We start from the raw sequence: 11296 nt of genomic DNA on the forward strand, positions 1-11296 counted from the left end.
TTTGCGATCGCATCACCAACTGATATTTAACTTGGGGCAAACCGGCTTGAGAAAATGCCATTTTCATCGCAATTTTATCCATTCCCATTGCCGAACCCAAAACCCCAGAACCCACAAAAGGAACCTGCATTAACGTTAATAATCCTTGGATGGTTCCATCTTCTCCATTAGGGCCATGTAAAATCGGAAACCAAACATCAATTTCTGATAGATTAATATTCTGGGGAATGCGATCACCCGGTCGAGCTTCATCGGTAATCAACAGAGGTTTTCCTGAGTCTAAAACGGGTTGAGCAATTTCCCTGTCTTTCCAAACCCCATCTTTTTGAATATATACGGGTAGCAGTTCATATCGATTTGCATTCTCATCAGTTGTTAAGGCTTTTGCGATCGCTCTAGCAGAACTAATGGAAACTTCATGTTCGCCGGAACACCCACCAAATAGCAATCCTACCCGTAATTTAGTCATATTACTCTAAATGCAGTTTCAAATTTCTCGGAATACTATAGCAGGGAATCGGGAGCAGGAGGAGTAGAGTCCCCTGCTCTCCTTATTCCCAAAGTCTTCTCCCTTCTTTTCCTTTAAGACGTTCATGGGTATCTCTTAATAAAGTGGGAATGTCTAATTGTTCAGGACAACGAGGTAAACAGTCGCCACAGTCCGTACAATGAATGGCTTTACGACCCGGAAACCAGTGACCTGCATTTTCAAACATTCGATAACGATATTTGCCAAACTCGGTCATTTCATAAGCAATAGTTAAATTTCTTAACCGTAAAACTTCGGGAATATTAATCTGTTCAGGACAAGGTAAACACTGATAACATTGACTGCATAAATCGGTTCCTAATTGTTCTATTTTTTGAGTGTTTAATCGTTCAAAAATAGCCAGTTCTTCTGAGGTTAATTCACCGTCTTGATCCGCAACTTTTAAAGGTTCGTCTAATTCATGGGGATTCGCCGCCCCTAAACTTAAGGTGGTAATCCGAGAATCACTCAATAAAAAACGATAGGTTAAAGTTAAGGGAAAAATCGGATCACAAAGGGTTTTTAACGTTTCCGAGGGAGTATAAAGTTGTCCGCCTTTATCCCCAGGAGAAATAATAAAAATCCCCATATCTTTTTGAAAAGCTAACTCAATGGCGGGAGCATTTCGTTGGAAAAAATAGTAATAATGCAGATTGACAAATTGAAATAAATCGGTTTTGATAGCAGCTAAAATCACCTCTAGGGGCGCATGGGTGGAAAAGCCTAAATGATGAACTCGACCATCTGTGATCGCTTTTTCAACGCCTGATAATCCTTGAAGAGTTTGTTCGAGGTGTTCGCTGGTGTTAATACCATGAATCGCGAGACAGTCGAGGTAATCTAAATTCAGACGTTCCAAGGATTGATCAATTTGTTTTTCTAACTGATCAGGGTTAGCATTAGGTAAGATTTTAGTCGTAATATAAAGTTGCGATCGCTCAATTGATAAACCTGCTAATATTGCGCAACCTAAAAACGACTCACTTTGACCATAAGCTGGTGCTGTTTCAATATGATTAATCCCCAGAGCAATTGCCTTTTGTATGGTTAAATTAGCATTTTCTGGGGATGCTAAATAGCGCATTGTACCCAAGGAAAAGACAGAAAGATGGAGGTTCGTTTTGCCAAACCGTCTATAACGCATTGTTGATTGATGAACCGATTGTTAGTTCAAAAATGGTGCGTGGGAGTCCCGAACGCGCACCCTAAATTTTACACCCCGGTTATTGAATTTCATCCGTTTTATTCAGTTCTGAACGTTTGATTAAATCAGAGGGACTCAAATTTGATACAAAGTCTCGAAAGGCGCGACGTTCAGCTTCATCTGCATCCCTATCCACCGGAATTGAAGCATCTGCAATCACTTCTTCCATCACCCAAATTGGGCTATCGGTGCGTAAAGCAATCGAAATTGCATCACTCGGACGGGCATCAATTTCTTTTCTAATTTCTCCTTGACGAACAATTAATACTGCATAAAACGTGCTATCTTGCAAGGAATGAATGACAATTTTCTCCAGAGTCATATCCCAAGTTTCGAGAAGATTCACAAATAAATCATGGGTCAGGGGTCGGGGTGGTTTGTGATTTTCTAAAGCACCGAGGATGGACTTTGCTTGATCTTGACCCACATAAATCGGTAAAGCACGTCTTTCGACCGCATCCCGCAGTAAAATAATAGGGCTGCGTGTAGCGGCGTCGAGTGCAATTCCAGCGACTTTCATTTCAATCATTGGTTTAGCCTTAGCCTCTCTATCAAATACTCTCGACAAACTCAGTGGTTAAGCTTTTGACACACCAGACCACCTCCATTCCAGTATGCCTTGATTTTTGTCAGAATCGACATAGGATTTTGTTGTCTATCAACCGTTAACCGTCAACCGTCAACCGTCAAATGTTTACAGGACTTATTCAAGCTCTCGGAACTCTTCAACCTCTAGGACAGGATCAGTTCCAGATTAGTTGCGTTTTAGGGGATGTTAACTTTATTTTAAAGGATTTAGCTATTGGGGATAGTGTGGCTGTCGATGGAGTTTGTCTAACGGTGGTGGACATTCGCGACCGGGGGTTTATCGCAACGGCGTCTCCTGAAACCTTAAATCGGACGAAACTCGGACAAAGTTTAGAAGGTTATTTTAACTTAGAAACATCCCTGCGGGCTGGAAGTAAGTTAGGAGGGCACTTTGTCACGGGTCACGTCGATGGGGTGGGGTGTCTTCAGTCGGTTTTTCCAACAGCAACTTCTTGGGAAATGCGCTTTTCCGCTCCTGCGAGTGCTGCCACTATTTGGCAACGTCAAATCGCTCCTTATATTGTTACAAAAGGAAGTATTGCCATCAATGGTATTAGTTTAACAATTTCTGATTGTGATCTTGAGGGTCGTTGGTTTCAAGTGGCGGTTATTCCCCATAGTTATCAAGAAACGAATTTAAAAGATTTACAGCCGGGAAGTTGGGTTAATATTGAAGCCGATATTTTAGGAAAATATGTCGGAAAATTTCTGCAAAGTTACCTCAAAAGCAACTTGAATCCCCTGGAAAGTTATAATAATATTCCAGCGATTTCCACCTTAGAGGAGATTACTCCAGAGTTTCTAGCAGAACATGGATTTAGTTGACTAATAACTGATGATGGGCGGGAGAACCTCGCCCCAACAAATCACTGAAAAAAAGGATACAATCACATGACCGTGAGTAGAATTATTCAATTGTTGAGAGCAGGTCAACCTAACGAAACGGTGACGGTTCAAGGTTGGGTGAGAACCAAACGGGAATTAAAAGAATTTGCCTTTGTGGAAATTAATGATGGTTCGGCTTTGGCAAATTTGCAAGTCGTATTAAACCCTGATTTAGCAGAGTATGAGACGATTTTAAAACAACTCAATACAGGGACATCCGTAGAAATTTCGGGGGTATTAGTCGAGTCACCCGCCAAGGGTCAACGGATTGAATTAAAAGCGTCTGAAATTAAAATTTATGGGGATGCGGACGCAGAAACCTATCCCTTACAGAAAAAGCGTCATTCCTTTGAATTTTTACGCACTATCGGACATTTACGAGCTAGAACGAATACATTAGGGGCGGTTTTTCGGGTTAGGAATGCTTGTGCGGCTGCGGTGCATAACTTCTTCCAAGAACGGGGTTTTTTATGGGTTCATACCCCTATTATTACCTCTAGTGATTGTGAAGGGGCGGGGGAAATGTTTAGTGTGACGAATTTTAAATTAAAGGATATTCCCCTAACCGAATCTCAACAGGTCGATTATAGTCAAGATTTCTTTGGAAAACCCGCTTATTTAACCGTTAGTGGGCAATTAGAAGCAGAAATTATGGCGATGGCGTTTGGGAATGTGTATACGTTTGGCCCCACATTTCGAGCCGAAAATTCTAATACCTCTCGCCATTTAGCCGAATTTTGGATGATAGAACCGGAAATGGCATTCTGTGATTTAGAAGGAGATATGGATTTAGCAGAAGCCTTTCTCAAACATATCTTTAAATCCGTGTTAGAACAATGTCCTGAAGATATGGAATTTTTTAATGAACGGATTGATAAATCGGTGTTAGAAACGGCTCATAATATTATTAATAATGAGTTTGGACGGATTACTTATACCGAAGCAATTGCACTTTTAGAAAAAGCTGATAAAAAATTTGAGTATCCCGTCAGTTGGGGCTTAGATTTACAATCGGAACATGAACGTTATTTAGCGGAAGAATACTTTAAAAAGCCGGTGATTGTTACGGACTATCCCAAAGACATTAAAGCTTTTTATATGCGTTTAAATGAGGATGGAAAAACCGTTAGGGCGATGGATGTTTTAGCTCCTAAAATTGGAGAAATTGTCGGCGGTTCCCAACGGGAAGAACGGTTGGATTTATTAGAAAACAGAATGAAAACATTAGGGATAAACCCGGAGGAATTATGGTGGTATTTGGAATTACGAAAATATGGAACTGTCCCCCATGCGGGATTCGGATTAGGATTTGATCGAGTGGTACAATTTATGACCGGGATGGGGAATATTCGAGATGTGATTCCTTTCCCCAGAGCACCTCAAACCATTGAATTCTAATCCGTAGGGGCGGGGTTTTCCCGCCTTATAAGGGTTCTAATTATGAATTACGAATTACGAATTATCAATATGGTGCGTGCGCTTATGCTTACGCACCCTACGGGTATTTGTTGATTTTTAACATTTGATTTCCGTTTTTTTGGAATTCATATATTCGTTAAAATTGCGACCCCAAGGAATAACAGTATGAAGTTGAAGTCCCATTGAAACAATAATCCCACGCTAATAAAGTGAGTATAGCGTGGGAAACATTCTATAGAAATTATCAGAACGAGAGTAACATTTTTTTTCTGGCTGTTCCCTGTTCCTAATGGGGATAAGGAGAATGAGGTTCAGAGTTTAAGCCACTTCGTCAGAAACGCCGGAAACCATCTCTTTGAACGCTTTACCCGCAGAGAACACCGGAACCGTTGTCGCTGGAATGGTCATCGGTTCCCCAGTGCTGGGGTTACGACCTTCACGAGCTTTACGTTCTCTGGCTTCAAATGACCCAAAACCCACTAAGGTCACTTTTTCTCCATCCGCCACCGCTTCCATAATGGAATCACAAATGGCTGAAATGATTAAATCAGCTTGCTTTTTAGTAACGCCTGCTTTAATCGCCGTGGCTTGAACGAGTTGTTCTTTATTCATCTGATGTGAACCTCCTGAATTGTGTGAGTCAGTCTGCAAATATTAAGGCTGATGGCAGTTCTAGCACAACCTGATCAGCATTTGGCAAGGCTAAACTACCTCATATCCCTCAATCCGCAGTGAAATTCTGTGTCTCGGTTCTCCGTCGGCTTTGCCAGTCGATTATGGGGAGTCATTCCGACAAAACACTCATTTACCGCCTTTTCAGAGATTAACATTGATTTGAGGGAGTTGTAACCCAATTTGCATAAATTCTTCAGAGGGCTGACCGTTGAGGATGGAAATTCTTAATTTTTAATTCTTATTTCTTATTTCTGGCTTTTGGGTTTGTGACAATGGGGAAGACCCTAGACTTGAGAAGATGGACTATGACGGCTGAAGAACTTTTGATAGCTTATGCGGCTGGGAAACGAGATTTTCGGGATACAGACTTGTTTCGGGCTGATTTGAATAATGCTGACCTAAGTGGGGCGAGTTTATTTCGATGTAACTTGTTTCGGGCGAACTTATTTCGAGCCAATTTAATAGGAGTCAGTTTATATAATGCTAATCTCATTGGTGCTAACCTATATTGTGCCAATTTAAGTGGGGCTAATCTCAGTGGGGCTAACCTGACACGGGCTGATTTAAGTGGGGCTGATTTGAGTGGGGCTGATTTAAGTGGGGCTGATTTAAGTGGGGCGACGTTATCCGATGCCAATTTGAGTTATGCTGATCTCAGTCGAGCAACTTTATTAAAAGCAGATTTAGTAGAAGCCAATTTAAGTCATGGAAATCTTAAAGGGGTGAATTTAAAAGACGTTAACCTCACAGATGCTGTTGTTCAGAATGCTAATTTTACTGATGCAATTAATATGGATATAGATTTAGTGAGTATTCTCAAACAGCGCGGAGCTATTTTATGGGAAGTTCCCAAGAATCTCAAGGGTATTAACAATTAATGGCTTTATTTCTTGGGAAACGGGCAAAAACTATTGTTCGGTTTTTGCCTTTTTCCTCATCTTAAACTCTTATTTTTGTCACGCTTATGGCTACTTCAAAACATCAATCTCAGGAGCATCAGAATTCGGGTAAAAACCGGGTGGTTTATTCGGAGTTTGGAGAATCTGCAAACTCACCTGCTTTAGAACGTGCCCTTCCTGATCTTCCCCCTAATCAACAAAATTTGAAAGTTCAGGCGACTCGTTCAGGACGGAAGGGAAAAACTGTGACGGTCATTAGTGGATTTCAAACTCAACCGGAAACATTAGAAGGGTTAGTTAAACAGTTGAAAACTCAATGCGGAGCCGGAGGAACGGTCAAAGAAAATACCATTGAAATTCAAGGCGATCATCGTCAAAAAGTGTTAGAACTTCTGATAAAATTAGGATATAAAGCTAAAATTAGTGGAGGATAAATTAGTAATATCTTGATGTTTGAAATTCCAGTTCATGAAACCTTTCAATCTACGATTCAAGGTGAAGGGTATTGGGTGGGAACCCCAGTGGATTTTATTCGTTTAGCTGGGTGTCCGGTGGGTTGTCCTTGGTGTGATACGGGTTATGGAGATGGGGGGATGAATTTACCCCGTCAAGTTCGTTCGTTTGAGGATTTAATGGCAGAATTGCGCTCTACTAGGGTTGTTATTTCTGGGGGAGAACCGTTTATTTATGCTCAACTTCCTGCCTTAATTAATACCATTGAAGCAACGGGAAGAACTGTTTCTATTGAAACATCCGGTTCCTTTTGGCAACCAATTTCTGATTCGGTTTGGGTAACATTAAGTCCGAAACATCATGTTAATCCAAAATATCCGGTTGTGCCGTTCATGTGGAAACGAGCGTCAGAAATTAAATTAGTGATTGAAACAGGAACAGAATTAGAATTTTATGCTCAATATTTAGAGCTTAATCCCCAAATTCCCGTATTTTTACAACCCGAATGGACTCAACGCGATCGCACCTTTCCTTTAGTGTTAGACTTATTAAAACAATTTCCTCACTATCGGTTATCCGTGCAGCTTCATAAATATTTAAACGTTCCTTAAGCAACGAAGAATCGAATTTCAGGAAAGAAAATCAGAATTAGGAAAAGTAGAGAGACGCGCCGTGGCACGCCTCTACGGGGTTAGGCTAAAACAAAATCAACATCATTGCTTCCGCCTGTTTCCCCCTGACCAGAGGTTAATTTTTGGCCATTGACTTGCACGGCAAAAGGGGTACTGCTGAGGGTGGAAAGATTGTAATCAGTTTTCGTGGCGGTATATCCAACACTAGCAATCATTTTCCGGCCTTGGTCAGTGTATTGAAAAGCCATCATTTGATTTTTATCTTTTTTATTATCCTGAGCCCAAATCACCATATATTGTTGTCCTTGATAATCAAAGACTTTCGGTTCTCGAATGGGAACATAACGACCGGGTTCGCCAAAACTGGCATCTAAAAAGCTTTGTACAGAACTGGGTTGAACTACAGCATAACTCACCTGTTCTGGAGAGGCTGCAATCGCATCTCCTTGACTTTCATCTACTACCTCTTCTTTGCCTCGATTTTTGAAATAATCAACAGCCATTTTGGTTCCAATTGCACCCGCAGTGACAATTCCAGCCCCAATTAAAAAGTTACGAAGTCTGTTATCAGCCATTTTTTCTCCTGATGGGAATTGAATCATATTTTATGTTTGGAAATCAATTCCAAATTTTGCTAAAATTCTAGCAAAATTTAGCAATCTTGACATTAAACTTTAGACAGAAATTTTCTGTTCAATCCATTTAATCGCCGTACCACTGGCTGCCACCATCAACATTCCATCACTCACGGTTTCATAATCAAGATCAATGCCAATAATGCCATTTGCTCCTAATGCTTTGGCTTCTTCAATCATTTCTAGCATAGCGATTTCTTTAGCTTCTCGCAGGGATTGTTCATAAGCGGCGGCGCGCCCCCCCACGATATCTCGAATTCCGGCAAAAAAGTCGCGGATAATATTAGCACCTAAAATAGCTTCTCCACTAACAACGCCATAATATTCAATAATTTCTTTACCCTGCAAGGTGCTGGTTGTTGTTAGAATCATTTCTGAATCCTCAATTAACGATAATTGTTAATTTTACCATTGAGGATTAGAACATAACAAAGCTTCAGTGGCTTCTGCACCCATCGGTTTAGAGAATAAATAACCTTGTCCATATTCACACTTAAACAGTCGCAGTTGATTTAATTGTTCTTCGGTTTCAACGCCTTCGGCGACAACATCCATTCCTAAGTTATGGGCTAAACTAATAATTGCTAAGACAATCTCGGTTTGCCGACCTTGTTCACCGATATTTTGAATAAAAGATCGATCAATTTTTAAGGTGTCTAACGGGAAGCGGTGCAGATAGCTGAGGGAAGAATAGCCTGTACCAAAATCATCAATGCTTAAGCCAATTTCATAGGATTTAAGTTGATCAATGCCTTCGAGGGTTTTATGATCATTAATCAAAACGCTCTCGGTTAATTCTATTTTTAGATCTTTCAGAGAAATGTGAGTTGATCGTAAAATGGCTTCAACAATCTCAATCACATTAGACAAATGAAATTGTTTTGCTGAAAAATTAACATTTAACGTTAAAGGATGAAGAGAACTCTGAATTAAGGTTGAATTTTGCCATTGTTTGAGTTGTTGACACGCTGTTTGAAGTACCCAGTTTCCAATGGGAACAATTAATCCTGTTTCTTCAGCGAGGGGAATAAATTCTGCTGGAGAAATCATCCCTCGTTGGGGATGTTGCCAACGAACTAAGGCTTCAAATCCTGTTATTTTACCCGTTTTTAAATTAACAATCGGTTGATAATAAACCACAAATTCTTGATTAATCAGAGCTTGTCGCAGTTCAATCTCTAACTGCATTTTAACTAAGGCTTGATCATGAATTTCTTTATCAAAAATTTCTAAACATCCTTTGCCTCTTTCTTTGGCTTGGTGCATGGCAATATCAGCATCTCTGAGAACATTTTCCGCTTGAAAATAATGGTTTGTGCCTAAAACAATGCCAATACTGGTAGTTTTAAAAACTTGATAGTCCCCAATTTCAAAGGGATTAGTCAAGATTTGATTAATATTTTTAGCAAGGTCAATGGCTTCTAAGGGAGATTGAATGGATTTAAGTAAAATCGCAAATTCATCTCCGCCTAAACGAGCGACAATATTGGGGTAAGAGATTAAGGATTGTAGTAAATGGGCAAATGCAATCAGTAATTGATCTCCTACGGTACGTCCTAAGCTATCATTAACGATTTTAAAGCGATCTAAATCTAAACATAAGACAGCAAATAAATCATCAGGATATTTTTGAACTTGTTCCATACATTTTTCGATTTCATTAATGAATAAACTTCGATTAGCTAATCCGGTTAATCGATCATGAAACACATCATATAAAAGTTGATATTCGGCTTTTTTTCGTTCAGTAATATCATTGCGAATCGCAATATATTGATAAGGTTTACCTTGATCATTTAAAAAGGGAACAATAGTTGTATCTACCCAATAGTAAGTGCCATCCTTGGCTTGATTGCGAATTTCTCCTTTCCAAATTTTTCCTGATTGCAGCGTTAACCAAAGGGTTTTAAAAAAATGTTTAGAATGATAGTTAGAATTGACCAGTTGATGATTTTTTCCAATCAACTCTTCTCTGGAATATTTAGAAATTTCGCAAAATTTATCGTTAGCATAGGTAATTAATCCTTGGGCATCTGTAATCGCAACAATTGAAGATTGATCCAGGGCAAATTTAAAATCAGACAATTCTTTGTATGACCGTTGTAACGCTTGTTTTAAATCTTGGTTTGCCCAAAAACGAGTCAGGTTATCGGGTCTTAAGAAATCAGTGATCAATAATACTATTTTTTTGAATAAAAGGATATTTCCAAGTAAACCCAACAGAATCATAAAGGAATGAACAAGATTTTTCCCAAGCTGAACGATTGGGTTCCATTCTAAATGATAAAAATTTAGCCGTTGATCAAGGAGTTTCATGAGTTTTAGCAAAAGTACAAAAATCAAGCAGAATTCGCCACATTTAGCCAATTAATTTGATGTTTAAAGTCAATGTAATTCTGTGGAAAATTTGAGTTTTCTTCCACTAAAGATAAAGAGATTTGAGCTTTTGAGCTTACTCGAAAGCTTTGGAATAAATTCGGCATTTCTTGATGACAATGACTACAGTACCAATAAATTCCGGTAGGTCGGATATGGCGCAGAAGAATGGATGAACAACAGGGACAAATCGCATTGGACATAATCGACTCCTCAAAATTTACGCTTAAACAATAAAAAAAATTAAACAATTTACAGGTAATAACTGGCGTTAATAATTGAAGAAAGCCCTAGTAATCAAGTTATACAATGTGAAGACTTAAGATTTCTTGGAGAATTAAGCGATCGCCCATACAAAGATTATGGCTTAAAGCTAATTGAGCCTGTTCTGTTAGTTGAAGGGCTGGGGTTTCTCCGAATTGGAAATCTTGATTGAATTTCAAACCTTGGGTACGGAGTTTTAAATAAACCCATTGAAGGGCATAACTTTTGACATCTAGCTCTGGCATTAAATAACTTGAATGACGTAAAATCCAACGGCAAGCTTCAGAATCAATCTCTGCCAATTGATAAATTGCCACGATTAAAACATTTTCTATAAAACGAGGATTGGGTAAAACCGTTAAAAAATCTTTCAAAGCTTGAATCGATTCACGGTCTTGGACTCGTAAAATATCAACAGCTAATGCTATATAAGATTCTTCAACATCACAGTGATTTTCTGGATTTCGACCCCATGAAAGCATCACATCCTCCTGTTCTAAAACATGAACATTACAAGAATGTTGACTGGGTGATTGGGAGGTCGAAAATGGGATAACTGGACACTCACTCCTAGAGGATTGAGGGCAAGAATCAATTGACGATCGGGTATGGTTAACCCAAGTTGGATTGATAGAGGTTAAATACATGGAATACAGTTCAACCGGGTTCATGTTATTGCTGATAATTGAACTGTAAACAATAAATGTGAGGATTTTGTGAGCAATGAATCCCAGACT

13 protein-coding genes and 1 pseudogene are annotated in these 11296 nt (G+C 39.4%); 5 read left to right on the plus strand and 9 right to left on the minus strand.

The annotated features are described in order from the left end of the window. The 3 genes and pseudogenes from ACKPEB_RS16040 to ACKPEB_RS16050 all read right to left on the minus strand — a co-directional run. A pseudogene (locus tag ACKPEB_RS16040) lies at positions 1-469 on the minus strand (D-alanine--D-alanine ligase); the annotation flags it as partial. Positions 470-551: 82 nt separating this feature from the next. Further along, a complete protein-coding gene (locus ACKPEB_RS16045; RefSeq protein WP_408965956.1) occupies positions 552-1673 on the minus strand; it encodes an aldo/keto reductase in 1122 nt (373 codons plus the stop codon). Between the two features lie 79 nt (positions 1674-1752). Further along, a complete protein-coding gene (locus tag ACKPEB_RS16050) occupies positions 1753-2262 on the minus strand; it encodes a bifunctional nuclease family protein (RefSeq protein WP_193871055.1) in 510 nt (169 codons plus the stop codon). A 161-nt stretch (positions 2263-2423) separates the two neighbouring features. Between ACKPEB_RS16050 and ribE the strand changes: the two genes are divergently transcribed. Continuing rightward, positions 2424-3146, plus strand: a complete 723-nt coding sequence (gene ribE / locus ACKPEB_RS16055) for a riboflavin synthase (protein WP_408965957.1) — start codon at positions 2424-2426, stop codon at positions 3144-3146. Positions 3147-3212: 66 nt separating this feature from the next. Then, a complete protein-coding gene (asnS, locus tag ACKPEB_RS16060) occupies positions 3213-4604 on the plus strand; it encodes an asparagine--tRNA ligase (RefSeq protein ID WP_408965958.1) in 1392 nt (463 codons plus the stop codon). Positions 4605-4943: 339 nt separating this feature from the next. On the opposite strand, the gene ACKPEB_RS16065 is transcribed toward asnS, so the two are convergent. After that, positions 4944-5237, minus strand: coding sequence for an HU family DNA-binding protein (locus ACKPEB_RS16065; protein WP_408965959.1), 294 nt, complete (start codon positions 5235-5237; stop codon positions 4944-4946). A 368-nt stretch (positions 5238-5605) separates the two neighbouring features. On the opposite strand from ACKPEB_RS16065, the gene ACKPEB_RS16070 reads away from it, so the two are divergent. The 3 genes from ACKPEB_RS16070 (at position 5606) to ACKPEB_RS16080 (ending at position 7263) form a co-directional block, all read left to right on the plus strand. Then, a complete protein-coding gene (locus ACKPEB_RS16070) occupies positions 5606-6178 on the plus strand; it encodes a pentapeptide repeat-containing protein (protein ID WP_408965960.1) in 573 nt (190 codons plus the stop codon). A gap of 86 nt (positions 6179-6264) precedes the next feature. Beyond that, the gene (locus ACKPEB_RS16075) at positions 6265-6633 is read left to right on the plus strand and encodes a translation initiation factor (protein ID WP_408965961.1); all 369 of its coding nucleotides are present in this window, start codon (positions 6265-6267) and stop codon (positions 6631-6633) included. Positions 6634-6648: 15 nt separating this feature from the next. After that, positions 6649-7263 carry a 7-carboxy-7-deazaguanine synthase QueE gene (locus ACKPEB_RS16080; protein ID WP_408965962.1) on the plus strand — a complete coding sequence of 205 codons (615 nt, stop codon included), beginning with the start codon at positions 6649-6651 and terminating at the stop codon, positions 7261-7263. 80 nt (positions 7264-7343) lie between these two features. Here the strand turns inward: ACKPEB_RS16080 and ACKPEB_RS16085 are convergent, their stop codons facing one another. The 5 genes from ACKPEB_RS16085 to ACKPEB_RS16105 all read right to left on the minus strand — a co-directional run bounded on the left by ACKPEB_RS16085 (position 7344) and on the right by ACKPEB_RS16105 (position 11044). Continuing rightward, positions 7344-7859, minus strand: coding sequence for a hypothetical protein (locus ACKPEB_RS16085; RefSeq protein ID WP_408965963.1), 516 nt, complete (start codon positions 7857-7859; stop codon positions 7344-7346). 99 nt (positions 7860-7958) lie between these two features. Next, complete coding sequence (locus ACKPEB_RS16090; protein ID WP_408965964.1) at positions 7959-8291, minus strand: heavy metal-binding domain-containing protein; 333 nt, start codon at positions 8289-8291, stop codon at positions 7959-7961. Between the two features lie 33 nt (positions 8292-8324). Beyond that, positions 8325-10235: a putative bifunctional diguanylate cyclase/phosphodiesterase gene (locus tag ACKPEB_RS16095; protein WP_408965965.1), complete on the minus strand. Its 1911-nt coding sequence runs from the start codon at positions 10233-10235 to the stop codon at positions 8325-8327. A gap of 23 nt (positions 10236-10258) precedes the next feature. Continuing rightward, entirely contained in the window at positions 10259-10498 is a 240-nt protein-coding gene (locus tag ACKPEB_RS16100; RefSeq protein ID WP_408965966.1) for a hypothetical protein, read from the minus strand. 99 nt (positions 10499-10597) lie between these two features. Next, positions 10598-11044 (minus strand): hypothetical protein, encoded by a 447-nt coding sequence (locus ACKPEB_RS16105; RefSeq protein ID WP_408967622.1) that lies wholly within the window; start codon positions 11042-11044, stop codon positions 10598-10600. Positions 11045-11296: the final 252 nt, after the last annotated feature.

Source organism: Planktothrix sp. (assembly GCF_046067725.1).
Lineage (GTDB): Bacteria > Cyanobacteriota > Cyanobacteriia > Cyanobacteriales > Microcoleaceae > Planktothrix.